This is a genomic window from Mycobacterium sp. (assembly GCF_046091765.1).
Classification (GTDB): domain Bacteria; phylum Actinomycetota; class Actinomycetes; order Mycobacteriales; family Mycobacteriaceae; genus Mycobacterium.
The window spans coordinates 73,920-94,431 of sequence record NZ_JBJTCF010000108.1; the positions used below are offsets into that span (position 1 = coordinate 73,920).

At 69.2% G+C, this 20,512-nt stretch carries 15 protein-coding genes and 2 riboswitches; of the genes, 5 read left to right on the plus strand and 10 right to left on the minus strand.

The genetic code is table 11. The features are described from left to right. Positions 1–9: 9 nt before the first annotated feature. Genes ACKOB8_RS12085 through ACKOB8_RS12100 form a run of 4 tightly spaced genes read left to right on the plus strand, consistent with a single transcriptional unit; the run spans position 10 to position 6,503 of the window. On the plus strand, positions 10–1,383 hold the full coding sequence (locus ACKOB8_RS12085; protein WP_526377511.1) for a CNNM domain-containing protein: 1,374 nt from the start codon (positions 10–12) through the stop codon (positions 1,381–1,383). Then, complete coding sequence (locus tag ACKOB8_RS12090; protein ID WP_526377513.1) at positions 1,373–2,428, plus strand: CBS domain-containing protein; 1,056 nt, start codon at positions 1,373–1,375, stop codon at positions 2,426–2,428. Before ACKOB8_RS12085 ends, ACKOB8_RS12090 begins: the two co-directional genes overlap by 11 nt. A 43-nt stretch (positions 2,429–2,471) precedes the next feature. Continuing rightward, positions 2,472–4,685, plus strand: coding sequence for a malate synthase G (locus ACKOB8_RS12095; protein ID WP_526377515.1), 2,214 nt, complete (start codon positions 2,472–2,474; stop codon positions 4,683–4,685). A 12-nt stretch (positions 4,686–4,697) separates the two neighbouring features. Further along, the gene (locus ACKOB8_RS12100) at positions 4,698–6,503 is read left to right on the plus strand and encodes a hypothetical protein (protein WP_526377517.1); all 1,806 of its coding nucleotides are present in this window, start codon (positions 4,698–4,700) and stop codon (positions 6,501–6,503) included. A 25-nt stretch (positions 6,504–6,528) separates the two neighbouring features. Here the strand turns inward: ACKOB8_RS12100 and ACKOB8_RS12105 are convergent, their stop codons facing one another. The 10 genes from ACKOB8_RS12105 to ACKOB8_RS12150 all read right to left on the minus strand — a co-directional run bounded on the left by ACKOB8_RS12105 (position 6,529) and on the right by ACKOB8_RS12150 (position 18,492). Then, positions 6,529–7,416 carry an alpha/beta fold hydrolase gene (locus ACKOB8_RS12105; protein ID WP_526377519.1) on the minus strand — a complete coding sequence of 296 codons (888 nt, stop codon included), beginning with the start codon at positions 7,414–7,416 and terminating at the stop codon, positions 6,529–6,531. Then, a complete protein-coding gene (gene gcvP / locus ACKOB8_RS12110; RefSeq protein ID WP_526377565.1) occupies positions 7,413–10,250 on the minus strand; it encodes an aminomethyl-transferring glycine dehydrogenase in 2,838 nt (945 codons plus the stop codon). Before gcvP ends, ACKOB8_RS12105 begins: the two co-directional genes overlap by 4 nt. Positions 10,251–10,371: 121 nt before the next feature. Then, positions 10,372–10,490, minus strand: a riboswitch (glycine riboswitch). Continuing rightward, positions 10,491–10,588: riboswitch (glycine riboswitch) on the minus strand. It lies immediately after the preceding riboswitch. A 56-nt stretch (positions 10,589–10,644) separates the two neighbouring features. Next, positions 10,645–11,292 carry a MerR family transcriptional regulator gene (locus ACKOB8_RS12115; RefSeq protein WP_526377521.1) on the minus strand — a complete coding sequence of 216 codons (648 nt, stop codon included), beginning with the start codon at positions 11,290–11,292 and terminating at the stop codon, positions 10,645–10,647. Positions 11,293–11,498: 206 nt separating this feature from the next. Then, entirely contained in the window at positions 11,499–11,993 is a 495-nt protein-coding gene (locus ACKOB8_RS12120) for a bifunctional nuclease family protein (RefSeq protein ID WP_526377523.1), read from the minus strand. Between the two features lie 39 nt (positions 11,994–12,032). After that, positions 12,033–12,770, minus strand: a complete 738-nt coding sequence (gene ftsR, locus ACKOB8_RS12125; RefSeq protein ID WP_526377525.1) for a transcriptional regulator FtsR — start codon at positions 12,768–12,770, stop codon at positions 12,033–12,035. Positions 12,771–12,788: 18 nt separating this feature from the next. Beyond that, positions 12,789–13,274: a glycogen accumulation regulator GarA gene (gene garA / locus ACKOB8_RS12130; protein ID WP_526377527.1), complete on the minus strand. Its 486-nt coding sequence runs from the start codon at positions 13,272–13,274 to the stop codon at positions 12,789–12,791. A 119-nt stretch (positions 13,275–13,393) separates the two neighbouring features. Then, positions 13,394–13,786, minus strand: coding sequence for a glycine cleavage system protein GcvH (gcvH, locus tag ACKOB8_RS12135; RefSeq protein WP_526377529.1), 393 nt, complete (start codon positions 13,784–13,786; stop codon positions 13,394–13,396). A 67-nt stretch (positions 13,787–13,853) separates the two neighbouring features. Further along, positions 13,854–14,432, minus strand: coding sequence for a CDP-alcohol phosphatidyltransferase family protein (locus tag ACKOB8_RS12140; protein WP_526377531.1), 579 nt, complete (start codon positions 14,430–14,432; stop codon positions 13,854–13,856). Positions 14,433–14,452: 20 nt separating this feature from the next. Further along, positions 14,453–16,801 carry an accessory Sec system translocase SecA2 gene (secA2, locus tag ACKOB8_RS12145; protein WP_526377533.1) on the minus strand — a complete coding sequence of 783 codons (2,349 nt, stop codon included), beginning with the start codon at positions 16,799–16,801 and terminating at the stop codon, positions 14,453–14,455. A 26-nt stretch (positions 16,802–16,827) separates the two neighbouring features. Next, positions 16,828–18,492, minus strand: a complete 1,665-nt coding sequence (locus ACKOB8_RS12150) for an acetolactate synthase (protein ID WP_526377535.1) — start codon at positions 18,490–18,492, stop codon at positions 16,828–16,830. A gap of 100 nt (positions 18,493–18,592) precedes the next feature. On the opposite strand from ACKOB8_RS12150, the gene ACKOB8_RS12155 reads away from it, so the two are divergent. Continuing rightward, positions 18,593–20,512 (plus strand): ABC transporter ATP-binding protein/permease, encoded by a 1,920-nt coding sequence (locus tag ACKOB8_RS12155; RefSeq protein ID WP_526377567.1) that lies wholly within the window; start codon positions 18,593–18,595, stop codon positions 20,510–20,512.

A 20,512-nucleotide genomic window follows, 5' to 3' on the forward strand; every position in this document is an offset into this window, starting at 1 on the left:
GTGGATGCGGTGAGCACGCTGTCCATCGTCGTGAGCCTGCTGATCTTCATCCTGCTGACTTTCGGCACCGCGGTGTTCGTGGCGGCGGAATTCTCGCTGACCGCGCTGGAGCGCAGCACCGTCGATGCCAATGCGCGCTCCGGCGGCTGGCGCGACAGGATCGTCCAGCGCGCGCATCGCACGCTGTCCTTCCAGCTGTCCGGCGCCCAGCTGGGCATCTCCATCACGACCCTGGCCACCGGCTTTCTGGCTGAGCCGGTGCTGGCTCGAATTCTCGGGCCGTTGCTGCGCACGATCGGCACCCCGGAGCGGTTCGTTGCCGGCATCACCTTGTTTCTGGCGATCCTGCTGGCCACTTCGCTGTCGATGATCTTCGGCGAACTGGTGCCCAAGAATCTCGCCGTCGCCCGTGCGCTCCCCACCGCCCGGGCGAGCGCTCCCCCGCAGCTGCTGTTCTCGCTGCTGTTCACCCCGGTGATCAAGCTGATGAACGGCACGGCCAACTGGATTCTGCGCAAGATGGGGATCGAACCCGCCGAGGAACTCCGCTCCGCGCGCTCACCGCAGGAACTGGGGGCCCTGGTGCGCAGCTCCGCGCAGCGGGGCGCGATCGACGAGGACACCGCGGTCCTGGTCGACCGTTCCCTGCAGTTCGGCGCGCGCAGCGCCGAGGAGTTCATGACACCCCGCACCGAGATCGAGGCCCTGCAGGCCGGGGACACCCTGGCCGACCTGGTGGCGGCCTCCGCCCGGACCGGGTTCTCGCGCTTCCCGGTCGTCGAAGGAGACCTCGACCAGGCCGTCGGGATCGTGCACATCAAGCAGGTCTTCGGTGTTCCGGCCGACCGGCGTGCGCACACCCGCCTGGCGGCGCTGGCGCTGCCGGTGCCCATGGTGCCGTCCACGCTCGACGGTGACGCGTTGATAGACCAGGTCCGAGCCAACGGACTGCAAGCCGCGCTGGTAGTCGACGAGTACGGCGGCACCGCCGGCATGGTCACCGTGGAAGATCTCGTCGAGGAGATCGTCGGCGACGTGCGCGACGAACACGACAACCCGACGCCCGACGTCGCCCGCCGGGGTCTGGACTGGGAGGTCGCCGGTCTGCTGCGCATCGACGAGGTCGCCGGCGCGGTCGGATTCCGCGCTCCCGAGGGCGAATACGAGACCATCGGCGGACTGGTGTTGGAGAAGCTCGGCCACATCCCCGAGCCCGGTGAGACCGTCGAGCTTGCGGCGTTCAACCCCGAACACCACCAGGCTCAGCCGGTGCGCTGGCAGGCGACCGTCCTGACGATGGATGGCCGTCGGATCGACCGGCTCTGCCTGACCCGGCTGGGTCCCGAGTATCCCGTCGCCGAGAGGCAGCCCGATGGGCGCTGACATCCTCGGGGTGCTGCTGACGGTGGCGCTGCTGGCCACCAACGCGTTCTTCGTCGCCTCGGAATTCGCTCTGATCTCAGCCCGCCGTGACCGGCTCGAGGCCTTGGCGGACCAGGGCAAAAAGCGGGCCGGCATGGTGATCCGTGCCGGAGAACAGCTTTCCCTGATGCTCGCCGGCGCCCAGTTGGGGATCACGGTCTGTTCGATCCTGCTGGGCCGTGTCGGTGAACCCGCGGTGGCGCATCTGCTGGAGAAGCCGTTCGGTCTACTCGGGGTTCCCGACGCCGTGTTACACACCGTCTCGTTTCTGATCGCCCTGGGTATCGTGGTGATCTTGCACGTTCTGCTCGGCGAGATGGTCCCCAAGAACATCGCGATCGCCGGCCCGGAGTCGACGGCGATGCTGCTGACCCCGCTGTATCTGGCCTACATCCGGCTGGCGCGGCCCTTCATCGGGTTCTACAACGTCGCCGCCAACTCCACCCTGCGGCTCTTCGGGGTGCAACCCAAGGACGAGTTGGAGGTGACGGTGTCGACAGTCGAGTTGGCGGAGATGATCGCCGAATCCCGATCCGAGGGCCTACTGGACGTCGAGGAACACACCCGACTGACCCGAGCTCTGCAGATCCTCGGGCGCACGGTCGCTGACGTGGCCGTGCCGCTTCGCGAGGTGCATACCGTCGCGGTGGCCGGGCCCGGGCTGGGGCCGAGGGTCGGCGCGATCGAGAGTGCGCTGGCAGAGACGGGATATTCCCGCTTCCCTGTCGTGCAGGCCGATGGGGCCGTTCTGGGTTACCTGCACATCAAAGACATGCTGGCTCTTGCCGACGACCCCGACTCGGTGGTCCAGTCCGCGATGGTGCGCCCGTTGCCGCGGGTGTCCGCCGATCTGCCGCTGCCTGAGGCGCTGTCCATTCTGCGGCGCGACAACAGCCATCTCGCGCTGGTGACCGACCTCAGCGGGGCGGTATGCGGCATTGTCGCCCTGGAAGATCTCGTCGAAGACCTGGTCGGAACGGTCCGCGACGGTATGCACCGCGGGTGAGTCGCGCCGCGACGTTAGGATCAGGCGACCCCCAGGAGGAACAATGACCGATCGGGTGCCCGTGGGAAATCTGCGGGTGGCGCGGCCGCTGTACGACTTCATCACCGACGAGGCCCTGCCCGGGACAGGCATCGACCCGGACAGTTTCTGGGCCGGCGTGGACAAGGTCGTCACCGATCTCACTCCCCGCAACCAGGAGCTGCTCGCCCGCCGCGAAGAACTGCAGACCCAGATCGACAAGTGGCACCGCGCACGGGTGGTGGGCGGCTTCACCGCCGATGAGTACCGGAATTTCCTCACCGAGATCGGCTATCTGCACCCCGAACCGGCAGACTTCACCATCACCACCTCCGGTGTCGATCGGGAGATCACCTCGACCGCCGGACCTCAGCTGGTGGTGCCGGTACTGAACGCCCGTTTCGCGGTGAACGCGGCCAACGCTCGCTGGGGATCGCTCTATGACGCCCTGTACGGCACCGACGTGATCGCCGAGGATGGCGGCGCGGACCGCGGCGTCGGCTACAACGCCGTTCGCGGCGAGCGTGTCATCGCCTATGCGCGTCGCTTCCTCGATGACGTGGTGCCCCTCGACGCGGGGAGTTACTCCGGTGTCACCGCATTCCGGGTCGAGGACGGGAGGCTGATCGCCGTCACCGCCGACGGCGAGCGGGACCTCGCCGATCCCGGACAGTTCGTCGGCTTCACCGGCGAGCCGGCTGCACCCGATTCGGTCCTGCTGGTCAACCACGGTCTGCACATCGAGATCCTCATCGACCGCCAGTCCCGCATCGGATCGACCGATCCGGCCGGGATCAAGGACGTGCTGCTGGAATCCGCGGTGACCACCATCATGGACTTCGAGGACTCGGTCGCCGCGGTCGACGCCGACGATAAGGTTCTCGGCTACCGAAATTGGCTGGGGCTCAACCGGGGTGATCTCACCGCCGAGGTCAGCAAGAGCGGAAAGACCTTCACCCGCTCGCTCAACCCGGACCGCAGCTACACCGCCGCCGGCTCGGACCCGGACGGTCCCGAGTCGCTGAGCCTGCCCGGGCGCAGCCTCTTGTTCGTCCGCAACGTCGGGCACCTGATGACCAACGACGCCATCGTCTTCGGGGAGGGTGAGGCCGAGGGGCGCGAAGTCTTCGAAGGCATTCAGGATGCCCTTTTCACCAGCCTGATCGCGCTGCACGGACTTGCCGGGAGTGACGACGACGGGCGGCTGTGCAACAGCCGCACCGGTTCGATCTACATCGTCAAACCGAAGATGCACGGGCCGGAGGAAGTCGCCTTCACCTGCGAGCTGTTCAGCCGCGTCGAAGACGTCCTCGGTCTGCCGCCCAACACGATCAAGGTCGGCATCATGGACGAGGAGCGCCGCACGTCGGCGAATCTCAAGGCGTGTATCCGGGCCGCGGCTGACCGCGTCGTGTTCATCAACACCGGATTCCTGGACCGCACCGGCGACGAGATCCACACCTCGATGCAGGCCGGTCCGATGACTCGCAAAGGCGAGATGAAGACTCAGCCGTGGATCCTGGCCTATGAGGATCAGAACGTCGACGTCGGGCTGGCCGCCGGGTTCTCCGGGCGTGCCCAGATCGGCAAGGGCATGTGGGCGATGACCGACCTGATGGCCGACATGGTCTCCCAGAAGATCAGCCAGCCCCGGGCCGGCGCCACCACGGCCTGGGTACCCTCGCCCACCGCCGCGACACTGCACGCCATGCACTACCACTACGTCGATGTCTACGGGGTGCACCGGGAGCTGACCGGGCAGGTGCGCACCACCCTCGACCAGTTGCTCACCATCCCGCTGACCGACCATGAACTGGCCTGGTCGCCGGCGGACATTCACGAGGAGATCGACAACAACTGCCAGTCGATCCTGGGATACGTGGTGCGCTGGGTCGAAGCCGGGGTCGGCTGCTCGAAGGTGCCCGACATCCACGACATCGCGCTGATGGAAGACCGCGCCACGCTGCGCATCTCCAGCCAGTTGCTGGCCAACTGGCTTCGGCACGGCGTCATCACCGCCGAGGACGTCGAGGCCAGCCTGCGCCGGATGGCAGCGAAGGTCGACGAGCAGAACGCCGGTGATCCCGACTACCGGCCGATGGCGCCGGACCCGGAGAACAGCATCGCGTTCCAGGCCGCGCGGGAATTGGTCTTGTCCGGTGCTGAGCAGCCCAATGGCTACACCGAGCCGATCCTGCATCGCCGACGCCGCGAGTACAAGGCGAGCGCCGGCTGCTGAAGGGGTTCGGTAATGGGCAGGCATAGCATTCCGCCGCGCGGCGATTCCGCGGAGTCGGCCGACGGCGAGGGCACACCGGAGCAGTCGGGTCCGACCGTTCCGGGCACCGGTGGGCGGCGCCGCCGGGCCGACGGTGCCCCGCGCGGAGTCAGCGTGGGAGTCGTCGTCGCCGCCGTGGTGGTGGTGGCGCTCATCGGCGGCGCGGTCCTGTGGGGCTTCTTCTCCGACTGGCTCTCACGGCGCTCCTCCGATGCCGCGCGGCAGTGTCTGCAGGGCACCGCGACCGTCGCCGTCGTCGCCGACCCGACCATTGTTGCCAGCGTGACCGAACTCGCCGCGAGCTACACCAAACAGGCCCTGCCGATCGGCGACAAGTGCGTGCAAGTCACTGTCACCCAGGCGGATTCCGATGCCGTGATCGGCGGGCTGTCCGGCGACTGGCCTGGGGCACTCGGTGAGCGTCCCGCGCTGTGGGTTCCGGCCAGTTCGATCCCGGCTGCGCGGCTTCAGGTCGCGGTCGGCCCGCAGATCGTCACCGACGCCCGGTCGCTGGTCACCACGCCGGTCGTGCTGGCGGTCCGGCCCGAGCTGCGGGACGCCCTGAGTGATCGGGGCTGGGCGGTGCTGCCCGCTCTGCAGGCCGAGCCGGCGGGATTGGACGCGACCGGACTGACCGGGTGGGGCGGACTTCGGCTGGCGCTGCCCACCATGGGGGCGGCCGACGCCGGCTATCTGGCCGCGGAGGCCGTCGCGGTGACCTCGGCGCCACCGGACGCGCCGGCCACCGCCGGCCTGGGCGCGCTGGGCGCGATGCTCGCCGGCGCGCCCCGGCTGCCCGACGCCGCCGCCACCACCGCCTGGGATGCCCTGATGAGTCCGGGCGATCCGGCCGCTGCCGCGGTGCACGCCGTGGCGACCACCGAACAGCAGCTGCTGCAGCGCACAACCGCGCTTTCCGATGCGAAGAACGCCGTCGCGGCGTGGTATCCGGCCGGGGCCAGCGCCTCAGCGGACTATCCGACCGTACTGCTGGCCGGGCCGTGGCTGGCCGACGAGCAGCTCAGCGGGGCCAGCGAGTTCGCCCGATTCATGCGCGAACCCGATCAGCTCAAGCTGCTCGCCAAGGCCGGATTCCGGGCCGAGGGCACGCCGTCGCGGGGTGACGCCGTCGTCACCTTCCCGGCACTGGCCGCCCCACTGCCGGTCGGTGACGACGCCACCCGGGTTGCGGTGGCCGGTGCCCTGTCACCGGCGGCGCCGGCGTCGACGACGATCATGCTCAGTCAGACGCTCACCGGAGACGAGGGTGGCCGGCCCCGGCTGGCGAACGTGACCGCCGCGCTGACCAACCGACTGCGGACACTGCCCCCGCGTGCCGCCGTCGGGTTGTGGACCTTCGACGGCGCCGGAAGCGCTCCGGTGGTTCCCCCCGGGCCGCTGTCCGACCGGCTCGATGCGTTGAGCCAGACCCTCGGCGGGCTGACTCCCGCCGGCGGCGGCTCGGTGTCGTTCACGACGCTGCGCCTGGTGTACTCCGCGGCGGTGGCCGGCTACGTTGCCGGTCAGCCGAACTCGGTGCTGGTCATCACCGAGGGGCCGCACACCGACCTGACGCTCGACGGACCCGGCCTGCAGGACTTCATCCGCTCGGCCCTCGATCCCGCCCGCCCGGTCGCGGTCAACGTCATCGACTTCGGCGCCGACCCGGACCGGCCCACCTGGGAGGCGGTCGCGCAACTGACCGGCGGGACCTACACCTCTGTCGCCGGTTCAGACTCCCCGGACCTGGCGGCGGCGCTGTCGCGCACGCTCTCCTGACCCTGCCCCTGCCCCTGCCCCTGCCTCAGTGCGCCTCGAGTCCGAGCAGTCGGGCCGCCCCCGCGGTGAAGGCGTCGGGCACTTCGATCTGCGGGTAGTGCCCGATACCGACCAATTCGATCACCTCGGCGCCGGGCCGTAGCGCGCGCAGGCCGGCCAACACGTTGACGGTGGCGACCGGATCGCCGGTGGCCCAGAGGAACCCGAGCGGCTTGGGCCAGTCCCGCACCGCACCGTGCCAGCGCGCCGCGTAGCGGACGCGCTCGTTGAGGTAGGCGCACAGCAGGTGGATGATGCGCTGGCCGTCCTCGCGGGCCATCAGGGCCCACTGGGCCTGGGCTTCCTCGGCCGACAGCGGATGATCCGCGCTGAAGAGTTTGGCAAACCCGCGAAGGAAGCCCGCCCTGTTCGTCAGGCGAGCCGCCAGCGGCCCCAGCGGACCGCGCAGCATCTTCTGACTGACCCGCAGGCTGGCTCGTTCGATGATGACGCTGCCGTTGGTGAGCACCGCCGCCTGCAGGTCGAAGGGCAATTCGCCGGCCAGATCGCGGGCCAGCAGCTCGGTCGCCACCGAGGTGCCCATGTCGTGGGCGAGAAGGACGACCGGCCCGGACACGAATTCGGTGACCACGCGCTGCACGATGTCGGCCTGCTCAAGGAGGCTGTAGCGGTGCGGACGGGGCTTGTCGGAGAGGCCGAACCCGAGAAAGTCGAGGGTCAGCCAGGGGTGTCGGCCCAACCGCTCCGTCACCCCGCGAAAGTCAAACGAGCTCGAGGGAAACCCGTGCAGCAGCAGCACCGTCGGGGTGCCGCGCCCGGCCCCGCGGCGAACGAAGATGCGCCCGGCGTCGGTCGCCACCAACTGTCCCCCGGCCTGCCACGCGGCGACGGCGGGCGGCAGCGCGGGTGTCATCGGGCCGGACGTGCCGCGGCGGTCGCGAAAGCGGCGACCGGAGGGCACGAGCAGGTCAGGTTGCGGTCGCCGTAGGCGCCGTCGATGCGCCTGACCGACGGCCAGACCTTGGGCCGGTACCCCCGGCCGAGCGGGTAGGCCGCCCGCTCGCGGGTGTAGGGGTGCTCCCAGGCGTCGGCCGTCAGCGACTCGGCGGTGTGCGGGGCGTTGCACAGCGGGTTGTCGTCGGCGGGCCACTGCCCGGACCCGACCGTGTCGATCTCGGCGCGGATGGCGATCATCGCCGCGCAGAAAGCGTCGACCTCGGCGAGGCTCTCGCTCTCGGTAGGCTCGACCATCAGTGTCCCGGGAACCGGGAAGCTCATCGTCGGAGCGTGGAATCCATAGTCGGCCAACCGTTTTGCCACATCATCCACCGTTACTCCGGTGGCCTTGGTGATCGGCCGCAGGTCCAGAATGCACTCGTGAGCGACCATGCCGTTCTCCCCGGTGTACAGCACCGGGTAGTACTCGTCGAGGCGGCGGGCGATGTAGTTGGCCGAGGCGATCGCCGCCAGCGACGCCTGGCGCAGTCCCTGAGGCCCCATCATCCTGATGTAGGCCCACGTGATCGGCAGGATCGACGCCGAACCGTAGGGTGCGCCCGACACCGGGTGCCCGTGCGGGAGCTCGGGTGCGAAGGGATGACCGGGCAGGTAGTCCGCCAGGTGCGCGCGCACCGCGACCGGCCCCACTCCGGGGCCGCCCCCGCCGTGCGGGATGCAGAACGTCTTGTGCAGGTTGAGGTGGCTGACATCGCCGCCGAACTTTCCGGGTCGGGCCAGCCCGACGAGGGCGTTGAGGTTGGCGCCGTCGACGTAGACCTGCCCGCCCGCGTCGTGGACGGTCGCGCAGATCTCGGCGATGTCGTGTTCGTAGACCCCGTGGGTCGAGGGGTAGGTGATCATCAGCGCGGCAAGGTTGTCCGCGTTGTCGGAGACCTTGGCGCGCAGGTCGGCGAGGTCGACGTCGCCGTTCTCCCGGCAGTCGATGACGACCACCCGCATCCCCGCCATCGCAGCCGAGGCGGCGTTCGTCCCGTGGGCGCTGGACGGGATCAGGCACACGTCGCGGTGGCCCTCCCCGCGTGCGGTCAGATACTCGCGGATCGCCAGCAGGCCGGCGTACTCGCCCTGTGACCCGGCGTTGGGTTGCAGGGAGATCGCGTCGTAGCCGGTCACCGCGGTCAGCCACCGGTGCAGGTCGGCGATGAGCCGGCGCAGCCCCGCGCTGTCGTCGGCCGGAGCGAACGGGTGCAGCCGGCTGAACTGCGGCCAGGTGATCGCCTCCATCTCGGCCGCGGCGTTGAGCTTCATCGTGCACGACCCCAGCGGGATCATGGTGCGGTCCAGGGCGAGGTCCTTGTCGGCCAGTGAGCGCAGGTAGCGCATCATCGCCGTCTCGGTGCGGTACCGCGTGAACGCGGGGTGGGTGAGGAAGTCACTGGTGCGGGTGGTGATCTCCTCAGTCCCGGCAGGCTCGGCGGCAGGGGTGATCGACGCTCCGAAGACCGCGGCGACGGATGCGACGTGCTCGGTGGTGGTCGCCTCGTCGCACGACACCGACACATGGTCCGCGTCGGGGCACCAGAGGTTGATCCCGCGTTGGCGTGCCGCGTCGGCGATCGCCGCGGCCCGGTTCGGAACCCTGGCCAGCACGGTGTCGAAGAAGAGGTCGTGCACGACATCGACGTCCGCGGCGCGCAGCGCGCGGGCAAGGTCGCGGGCGTGGCCGTGAACCCGGCGCGCGATCGCGCGCAGGCCCTCGGCACCGTGATAGCTGGCGTACATCGCGGCCACCACCGCGAGCAGCACCTGCGCGGTGCAGATGTTGGAGGTGGCCTTGTCGCGACGGATGTGCTGCTCCCTGGTTTGCAGCGACAGCCGGTAGGCCGGCGACCCGTCGGCGTCCACTGAGACGCCGACGAGCCGTCCGGGCAGCTGGCGTGCGAGGCTGGCGCGTACCGCGAGGTAACCGGCGTGCGGTCCGCCGAAACCCATCGGGACACCGAAGCGCTGCGTCGTGCCGAACGCGACGTCAGCACCCATCTCTGCGGGCGGGGTGATCAGGGTCAGCGCCAGCAGATCGGCACCCAGGGCAACCAGGGCCCCGCGCTGGTGCGCCTGCTCGGCCAGTGCCCCCCAGTCGGTGATCCGGCCGCTGGCCCCGGGAATCTGGGCGATCACGCCGAAGAAGTCGCCGTCGGGCAGTCCGTCGCGCAGGTCGGCGGTGACGATCTCGATACCCAGCGGGGCGGCGCGGGTCGCCAGCACCGCGGCGGTGTGGGCGAACAGATCGGCGTCGACGGCCAGTTGGCGGGCCGGACCGCGCGCCGCGCGGTGCATCAGGGTCATCGCCTCCGCCGCGGCCGTGGCCTCATCGAGCATCGAGGCGTTGGCGATGTCCAGCGCCGTCAGGTCGGCGACCATCGTCTGGAAATTCAGCACCGCCTCCAGCCGGCCCTGGCTGATCTCCGGCTGGTAGGGGGTGTAGGCGGTGTACCACGCCGGGTTCTCCAGGATGTTGCGCGTGAGCACCGGCGGAGTCAGCGTGTCGTAATAGCCCTGGCCGATCATCGACACCGCGACGGTGTTGGACTCGGCGAGTTCGCGTAACTCGGCCAGCGCCTGATGTTCGGTGGCCGGGGCGGGCAGGTTCTGCAGTCCCGGTGCAATCGCGTCGGCGGCCGGCACGTCGAGGATCCCGGCGGGCAGGGCCTTGGCGGCCAGTTCGTCGAGCGACGCCACGCCGATGACGCCGAGCATCGTCTCGATCGCGTCGGCGCCGAGCCCGATGTGGCGGGTGGCGAAGTCGCCGGCAGAGCCGGCAGAGCCGGCAGAGCTGGCAGAGCCGGCAGCGGAAGTGACGGTCACGGGGCACTCCTGACTCGGGCGGTCGCGGCCGCGGCGGGCCGTGTCCCCTCCCTCTGTCGTCGGTGCCTGAGAGATTCAGCGCCACCATTCCGCATCAGCGGGCCGGCACTCGCCTTTCCCCATGGGCGGGCGACCACGGGTCGCCGCTTTCCAGAGGCATCGTGCCCCGCCACGGTCCTGGTGCCTGAGAGGTTGACGGAGAGGTGTTGCTCCTTCGGCGCCCACAGCTGGCTGGTGTGGAACTCTCCCATGGCGAGTCGATGCAGGCTCAGTCTAGCCGCTGGGTGCCCGGAGCGCCGAATGGACCGGCCGGGTGTCAGCCGATTTTGCGGTCCCGGCTCTTGCGCCGGGAGGCCAGTTCGTCCTCGGGGGCGGCGATCGACTCGCCCCCGTCGGCACGTTCGCCGGGGAAGTCGGCGATGGCACCGGTGAGCTCGCGCATCGCCCCGCTGACAGCGATGCCGAACACGCCCTGCCCGCCCTGAAGCAGGTCGACCACTTCCTCGGCCGACATGCACTCGTACACGGTGGTGCCGTCGGAGAACAGCGTGATGTTGGCCAGATCCTGGACGCCGCGCTGGCGCAGATGGTCCACGGCGACCCGGATGTTGTGCAGCGAGATGCCGGTGTCCAGCAGGCGCTTGACGATCTTGAGGACGAGGATGTCCTTGAACGAGTACAGCCGCTGGCTGCCCGAGCCCGCCGCACCGCGGATCGAGGGCACCACCAGCGAGGTGCGGGCCCAGTAGTCCAGCTGCCGGTAGGTGATGCCGGCGATCTGGCAGGCGCTCGGGCCGCGATAGCCGACCAGTTCGTCGGGAACCGAGTCGTCGGGGAACAGACCGGCCTGCACCGGCTGGCTCACCGGTGCCGGGGCGCTGCCGACGGTCCCGTGGTCCCCGGGGATGCCTGCGGAGGTTCCGAAGGAGAAACCGAGCTGATCCTCACGCGGCTCATCGCCCACGATGATTCCTCCCGCCGTTCCAACCGGTGGCCCGCCGACTGCGTTCTGCCGAGGTCTGAGCATACGCCTCACCGGCGAACTGTCGCGTCCGTCGGCGCAGAACCAGTATGGCGGCCAACGTGGCGGCTTGCCGGTATCCGCCGGGCGTGTCGAGGCCGGAGCGTCAGATGAGACGCGTCCGTGATCTGCCAAACCGGACGCAGAGTTCAGGTGGCCTTGAAGTCGTCCGGGGAGACGCTGTCGAGGAACTCCTTGAACTTCTCGACCTCGTCCTCGCGGACCGCGCCGGCCGACTCCTCGTCGTTCTCGTCCGGGATCAGCAGGCCGGCCTCGTCCAAGACGGCCTCCTCGACGAAAATCGGCACACCCATCCGCAGCGCGATGGCGACCGAGTCCGAGGGACGGGCCGACACCCGGACACCCTGATCGAAGACCAGGTCGGCGTAGAAGGTGCCCTCCTGGAGATCGACGATGCGCACTTCCTTCAGCGAATGACCAAGGGCACCAATGACATCACGGAACAAGTCGTGGGTCAGCGGTCGCGCAGGTTCCACGCCCTGCTGTTCGAGAATGATCGCGTTCGCCTCGGTGGGGCCGATCCAGATCGGCAGGTAGCGATCGCCCTCGGATTCGCGCAGCAACAGGACCGGTTGGTTGGCGGGCTGCTCCATCCGGATGCCCACCACTCGAACCTCAGCCATTAGTCGACCTCCACGCGAACCTGGCCGTAAGTCTAGTCCTCACCGGTCCAGAACGTCTCGGACGGCGGACTTGATCAGCGAGGTGTGCAGCGTGATCGCCAGGGCGGCGACCTCGCGGGCCAGGTCGTCCGCGCGGTCGCGGGCGCCGGTTCGGCCGGCCTTCCCGACCGGTCCGGCGATCTGGGCGATCAGGTCGGACTGCCGGTCGGCGGCCGACCGGAACGCGCGCAGGTGGCGGGGTTCGACGCCGTATTCGCCCAGCGCCTGGGCGCACTGGGCGATGACGACCGCGTGCTCGTCGAAGAATCCGCCCGCGCCGGTGGTGATGACGCCGGCCTTGCACAGCGCGTTCACCAGCTCCGGGCCCACCCCGGACCGCTCGAGCAGATCCTCTCGGCTCAGCCGGATGTGATTCAGCGGCTCGGCCGGCGCATCGGTGTCGGTGCTGCCGACCGGTACCAGCCGCGGCGGGCGGTATGCCCCGTGGGCGGGGTCCTGCCGGGGCAACTCGCCGTCCGGCTGCTGGTCGAGGTGCGCCTTGATGACCTTCAGTGGCAGATAGTGGTCGCGCTGCGCGGTCAGGATGAAGCGCAGCCGGGCGCAGTCGTAGGCGGTGAACCTCCGGTAGCCCGACGGGCTGCGCTCCGGGGTGACCAGGCCCTCGGTTTCGAGGAACCGGATCTTGGAGATCGTCACATCCGGGAAATCCGGGCGCAGCAGGTCCAGGACGGCACCGATCGACATCCCGACCGGTTCTGGGCTCTCGGGCGCGGTCACCGGGCTTGCGCTGCCCCGTTACGCGCCACCGGCACCCGGTTCGCCGCGGTTGGGCTTGGCGCCGGTCAGGAAGACCAGCCGGAACTTTCCGATCTGGACCTCATCGCCGTTGGCCAGGGTGGCCGCGTCGACGGGCTCCCGGTTGACGTAGGTGCCGTTGAGGCTGCCGACGTCGACGACGAGGAATTCGTTGCCCTCCAGCCGGAACTCGGCGTGCCGGCGGCTCACGGTGACGTCGTCGAGGAAGATGTCGGAGTCGGGGTGACGGCCGGCCGAGGTGGTCGGCTGGTCGAGCAGGAAACGCGAACCGGCGTTGGGGCCGCGTTTGACCACCAGCAGCGCCGACCCCAGGGGCAGGCTCTCCACCCCGGACACCGCCGTCTCGCCGGCGGGGGCGGCAGGGGCGTCCACGTCGTTGAGGAAGTCGGCGCGAAAGACGGAGGTCGTCTCCACCGTGACTTCGTCAAAGGCGTCATCGCTGGACTGCCGGTCCCTGTCGGTCACCCACCGCTCCTCACTGGCCTGCTGGCCGACGCCCTGCGCGTCTCCGGAGACCGTACCGCGCCGGGGTCGCCCTTGTGCCGGTGACGGCTGAATGGTGGGGTCCCGGGGGTCCGCTGCGGCTACTCCACGGTCTGCCGGTAGGCCTCGGCGTCGAGCAGCGCCGACCACTGGCGGTCGAGTTCGTCGCTGGCGGCGTGTAGTTCCACCAGCCAGCCCTGGCCGTAGGGGTCAGAGTTGACCAAACCCGGGTCACCGGCCAGATCGGCGTTCACGGCGGCCACGGTCGCGGTCACCGGGGCGTAGAGGTCCGACACCGACTTCGTGGATTCGACCTCACCGAAGGTGTCACCGGCGCTGATCTGATCCCCGGCGGCAGGCAGTTGCACGAACACGACGTCCCCGAGGGATGACTGGGCGAAGTCGGTGATCCCGACCCGAACGGTCTCGTCACCGGTGCGGCGGACCCACTCGTGCTCGGCGGTGTAGCGCAGTTCGGCGGGGATGTCGCTCACGGGGCTCCTCGACGGTCGTGATCGGGTGCTGACGGGCTGAGCGTAATGGGCGTCCGCCCCGTGGCCATCACGCCGGGTGCGCCTTCGGCAGCGCCCGGGTCACCATTCGGACCTGAACCAGGTAGAGCATCGCGGACCACAGGTACATGCCCAGGCCCCAGATCACGAAGGCCCAGCCGCAGGCTCCGACGATGCGGCTCCACTGGCTGTCCCACTGGCCCAGCAGCACCAGCGGGAATCCCGACATCAACGCGAAGGTGGCCGCCTTGCCGACGTAGCTGACCGGCAGGGCGGTCAGGCCGCGGCTGCGCAGTGCGGGCAGGGTGGCGGCCAGGACCGCGTCGCGGCCGATCAGCAGCGCCACCACCGGCCAGGGCACCACGCCGGCCAGCGCCATGCCCAGCGGGACCGCGACCATGTACACCCGGTCGACCAGCGGATCCAGCAGTTCGCCCAGCCGCGAGGACTGGTTGTCGACCAGCCGGGCGATCTTGCCGTCGGCCCAGTCCGAGACCCCGCTGAACATCAGGATCGCCACGGCGGGACCGTAGGAGTGCGCAACCAGCAGCAGGTAGAGAAACAGCGGCAGCAGTATCAGCCGGACCACGCTCAGGACGTTGGGGATCGTCCACACCCGTTGCTGCATGCGCGCGACCTCGCCGTTGCTCAGCGGAAGATCCCGGGCAGGCTCAGCGCGGACAGTGCGTCGTCGCGCAACGGGTTGTCGTGGACCATGTAGGTCCACGTCGACGTCGGCCGGGCAAGTTTGGACAGGTCGAGGCCGAGTTCGCCATGGGTCTGGTCATCGATGATGTCGGACGTTTCGAACGTCTGCTGGGATGCCTCGATCGCATCGGCGGCCAGATGGGTGAACGCATCCACGGCGAGACGGTGAAACTCGTCGAGCGGATTCTGCCGGCCCAGGGCGCGCAGGTGGATGCTCTCCCGGACGTCAGCTAAATAGGCAAGATGATCGGCCCATCCGCGATCGAGATGAAACAGCATGATGCGCCGGCAGATCCGCTGGAGGTCGTCCTCGGAAATCCGTTCGGACAGCTCGGCATACCGTTGCGGGGAAAGCTCCTCGAGTTCCTCGCGCGCGGCCGGTGTGCTCAGCAGTGTGTTGCGCCGCTCGACGAGGATCGCCCGCTGCTGGGCGATCAGCTGGTTGTAGCGCCAGGTGTTGGCATGGACGTCGAGCAGCCTGCCCTCGGCCACCCGCTGGGCGTGATCGAGCAGAGCGGTGGCCTTCGGGCTGGTGATGCGCCCGGTCTCGTCGCATTCGGTCGGGAGTTTGGCCGGTTCCAGATGGGCGGTGGCGACGTCGTCCTCCCAGCTGGAGAAGAACACCGAGGATCCGGGGTCGCCCTGCCGGCCGGCCCGGCCGCGAAGCTGGTTGTCCAGCCGTTCGGTGCGATGCCGGCCGGTGCCCACCACATGCAGCCCGCCGAGCTCGGCGATCCGCCCGCTCTCCGCGGAGTCACCGCCGGCGGATCCGCCGAGCCGGATGTCGGTTCCGCGCCCGGCCATCTGGGTTGACACCGTCACCGCGCCGAGCGTGCCGGCCTCGGCGATCACCCTCGCCTCCTCTTCGTCGTTCTTGGCGTTGAGCACGACGGCGGGCACGCCCCGGCGCACCAGCCGGGCATGCAGGTATTCGGACTCCGCGACGTCCTGGGTGCCGACCAGGATCGGCTGGCCGCTGGCGTGCACCTCGACGATGTGGTCGATGATCGCGTCGTTCTTGGCATCGGCGGTGATGTAGACCCGATCGGGTTCGTCCTCGCGGATGTTGGGCGTGTTCGGTGGAATCGGGGAAACCCCGAGTGTGTAGAACTGGCGCAGCTGCTCGCCGGCGGCCAGCGCGGTGCCGGTCATCCCGCACACGGTCGGGTAGCGATTGATCAACGCCTGGACCGTGATCGTGTCGAGCACCTCGCCGGTCTCGGTGGTCTCGATGCCCTCCTTGGCCTCGACAGCGGCCTGGAGCCCGTCCGGCCAGCGCTGCAGCGCGGCGATCCGGCCCCGCGAGGCGTTGATCAACTGCACGGCACCGTCGCGCACGACGTAATGCACGTCACGCAGCAGCAGTACCTGGGCGTGCAGGGCGACGTTGACCTCGGTCAGGGTGGTGCCCACGTGTTCCTCGGAGTATAGGTCGATCCCGCCCAGGGCCTTTTCGACCTTGCGGGCGCCTTCCTCGGTGAGGTGGACATTGCGGTTGTCGGCGTCGGTCTCGTAGTCCACCGCCGGGACCAGCTGACCGACCAGCGCCACGATCTCGGGCTTGGGGATCTCGCGGTGGGTGGTGCCGGCCAGGACCAGCGGCACCAGGGCTTCATCGACCAGCACCGAGTCGGCCTCGTCGATCAGGGCCACGTCAGGATTCGGCGAGACCAGGTCGGCCACATCGGCCGCGAGCTGGTCGCGCAGAACGTCGAAGCCGATTTCGTTGACCGAGGCGTAGGTGACATCGCAGCGGTAGGCGGCCCGGCGTTCGGCGGCGGTGGACTCGGCGGTCACCCAGCCGACCGTCAGCCCCATCGCCTCGATGAGCGGGCCCATCCATTCGGCGTCACGGCGGGCAAGGTAGTCGTTGATCGTCACGACGTGGACGCTGCGCCCAGCCAGCGCATAGCCCGCCGCGGCGATCGCACCCGACAGCGTCTTACCCTCACCGGTCGCCATCTCGATGACGTCGCCGGCCATCATCCGCAGCGCCCCGAGCAACTGCACGTCGAACGGCCGCAGGCCGGTGGTGCGTTCGGAAGCCTCCCGCGCGATGGACAGGAACTGCGGGATGTCGGCCGCATCGGACAATTCGCGGAGTTCGAGCAGCTGCGCCGCCTTGGTCAGCTGCGGGTCATCGAGACCGCGGGCCTTGTCGTCGAACTGCGCCGCGGCCTCCACCTGCGTCATCGACTGGTTGGTGTCCTTCTCGGTGCTGGCTCCGAGAAGCCGCCAGAAGCCCCGCGCCAACCGCCCCTGGCCCTCGGTCGGTGATTTCTTCGCCACCCGTCAACCGTACCGGCGGCCGGTGCTCACGCCAGATTCGACCGGCGCGGGTAGGCGACCGACGGGTCGGTCAGGGTGTTCACCACGGCGGGCAGGCCGCTGTCGAATGCGCGGCGTAGCGCGGGTCGCAACTCCTCGGGCGCGGACACCAGCTCGCCGTGTCCGCCGAGCGCCCGCACCACCTCGTCGTAGCGGGTTCCCGGGCGCAACTCGGCGACCACCGAGTAGCCGTAGAGCATCTCCATCGGATGCTTCTCCAGCGCCCAGATGCCGTTGTTGCCGACCACCGACACCACGTGAACGCCGTGCCGGACCAGGGTGTCCCACTCCATCCCGGAGAACCCGAACGCGCCGTCGCCCTGCAACAGCACCACCTGCCGGTCCGGGCGGGCCAGTTTGGCCGCGAGCGCGTATCCGGGTCCCGAGCCCAGACACCCGAAGGGCCCGCTGTCGAGCCACGCGCCCGGCACGTAGCTGTCGATCACCCGACCGGCGTAGGACCCGAAGTCCCCGGCGTCGACGACGATGATCGCGTCGCGGTCCAGCAGCGGCAGCAACTCGGCATACACCCGCATCGGGTGCAGTGGCGTGCGGTCGTCGGCGAGCTCGGCGGCCTCGGCTGCCCGGGCCGCGGTTTCGCCGGTGCGCAGCGTCCCGATCCACTCCTCGTGGGCGGTGGCGGTTCCACCGGCGAGCGTGGTCAGGGTGGCCGCGAGATCGCCGTAGAGTCCGGCGGCCACGCTGCGCGGGTGAACGGCGGCCGGCGCGGTCCGGTCGGCGACGATCAGTTCGGTGTCGGCGCCGAAGACCGCGCCGAACCCGAGCCGGAAGTCCATCGGCACCCCCACCACCAGCGCCACGTCGGCGTGAGCCAGAGCGGTCGATCGCGCTCGGGCGAATCCCAGCTCACGGTCGGCACCGACGATCCCGCGCGCCATCCCGTTGGCGAACACCGGAATCCGCAGCTTTTCGGCCAGGTGGGTGAGCGCGTCCTCGGCATGCGCCCACCACACGTTCGTCCCGGCCATGATCACCGGCCGGGCCGCCCGCGCCAGCAGTTCGATCGCGCGGTCCACCGCCGCCGGATCGGCGGCGGTCTCGGCCTGGCGCTCGCCGAGAGCGCCGGGCTCCCCGCGATCGTGTGCCTCGCCGAACACGTAATCCATCGGAAAGTCGACGAAAGCGACCCCGGAGGGGACGCCGACCGCGGCGCGCAACGCGTCGTCGATGCGGTCCCCGACCGCGGCAGCGGACTGGGCGGTGGTGGCGTAGCGGGTCAGCGGCGCCACGAACGGCACGTGGTCGATCTCCTGCAGCGATCCCATCCCCCACCGCAGCGCGGGGGCCCGCCCGCCGAGCACCAGCAGGGGCGACTGGTTCTGCTGGGCGGCCGCCATCGCGCTCATGCCGTTGGTGACGCCCGGACCCGCCGTCAGCGCCACCACCCCCGGCACCCGGGTCACCTTCGACCAGCCTTCGGCCGCGAAGGCCGCCGTTTGCTCGTGCCGGGTGTCGATCAACCGGATCCCCTCGGCCCGGCACCCGTCGTAGATCGAGAACAGATGGCCGCCGGAGAGGGTGAACATGGTGTCGATCCCGCTGGCACGCAGCCGGCGGGCGATCAGCCGGCCGGCGCCGAGGAGATCTCCGGACGCACCGGAGGCGGTGTCCACCGCGGCTTGGCTGCCCATCGGCTGAGCCTAACCGCGATCCTTGGATGGCCGGTAACCCCCTGCGGTAGCTTTCGCCGGGATACCGGTGTGCGCCGGCACGCGGCGCCACAGGGAGGAGATCGCGGTGGAAATGTACGCCCCGTCGATGAACTGGTCGGCCGAGCTGGTCCCGTCGCTGTGGTGGATCCTGCGGGCCTGGGCGATCTGCGCGGTCATCACCGTGCTGGTGCTGGCTTTGCTGGCGCGCGTCACGGTCTGGGGACGGCAATACTGGCGCATCACCGGCGCCTACTTCACCGGGCGCCCCAGTGTCGTCATCTGGATCTGGCTTGCGGTGCTGCTGCTGTCGACCATGATCTCGGTCCGGATCAATGTGCTGCTCAGCTACTTCGGCAACGACCTGTACACGGCACTGCAGTCGGCCTTCGAGGCCAACGCCGCCGGCAACGAGGAAGCCCGGTCGGTGGCGGTCAGCGGATTCTGGACAGCGCTGGGCATCTTCGCGATCCTGGCCACGATCTACATCAGCCGCGCCATGCTCGACATCTATCTGACCCAGCGCTTCATCATCCGGTGGCGAACCTGGCTGACCGACCGGCTGACCGGCGACTGGCTGGGCGGCCGCGCCTACTACCGCGCCAGATTCACCGACACCATGACCGACAACCCCGATCAGCGCCTTCAGCAGGACGTCGACATCTTCACCACCGGAGTCGGGGGTAATGCCAACAGCCCGACGGTGGGGACCTCGGCAACCCTGCTGTTCGGCTCGATCCAGTCGGTCGCCACCGTGGTGTCGTTCGTACCGATTCTGTGGCGGCTATCCGGCCCGGTCACCATCGCCGGGTTCACCCTCGACCGGGCGTTGTTCTGGGTGGCGTTCGTCTACGTGTTCTTCGCGACCGTGGTGGCATTCTGGATAGGCAGGCCGCTGATCCGGCTGAGTTTCCGCAACGAGTCCACCAACGCCGCATTCCGTTACGCCCTGGTGCGTCTGCGCGACGCCGCCGAGGCGGTCGGTTTCTACCGCGGCGAGAAGACCGAGCGACGACTGTTGCGGGGCAGATTCGACAGCATCATCGCCAACTATCGGCGCTACGTGCGCCGGACTCTTCAGTTCACCGGCTGGAACCTGGTGATGAGTCAGATCATCACTCCCCTGCCGCTGATTGTGCAGGCGCCGAGGCTGTTTAAGGGGGAAATGGACTTCGGTGACGTCACGCAGTCCTCGAGTGCGTTCTCCAACATCAGCGACTCGCTGTCGTTCTTCCGCAATGCCTACGACCAGTTCGCCGCCTATCGCGCCGCGATCATCCGGCTCAACGGACTTGTCGACGCCAATGACGTCGCCCGCGAACTGCCCAGCCTGGAAACCGTCGCCAGCGCCGACGGGTCGGTGCAACTCGACCAGGTCGAAGTCCGCACGCCCAGCGGCAGCCAACTGCTCGATCCGCTGGATCTGCGACTGGATCCTGGCGACGGACTGGTGGTGACCGGGCGATCCGGGGTGGGCAAGACCACCCTGCTGCGCAGCCTCGCCCAGATGTGGCCGTACACGTCCGGCACGCTGCGCCGGCCACTGGAGGAACGCGAGACGATGTTCCTCTCGCAGATGCCCTACGTACCACTGGGCGATCTGCGCACGGTCGTGTCCTACCCGGCCGAATCCGGCGAGATCGCCGACGAGGAACTGCAGGAGGTGCTGTCCAAGGTCGCCCTGCCCCATCTGGCCGGCAGGCTCAACGAGGAGCAGGACTGGGCCAAGCTGCTCTCTCCCGGCGAGCAACAGCGGATCGCGTTCGCGCGGATCCTGCTCACCAAGCCGAAGGCGGTTTTCCTCGACGAGGCCACCTCGGCACTGGACGAGGGACTGGAATACGCGGTCTATGACCTGGTGCGCACCGAATTGCCGGACACCATCCTGGTCAGCGTCAGTCACCGCCCGACCGTCGAGGTCCATCACCAGAAGCACCTGGAGTTGCTCGGCGAGGGAGCATGGCGACTCGGGCCACTAGAAGGCCAACCCGCCGGCGTCTGA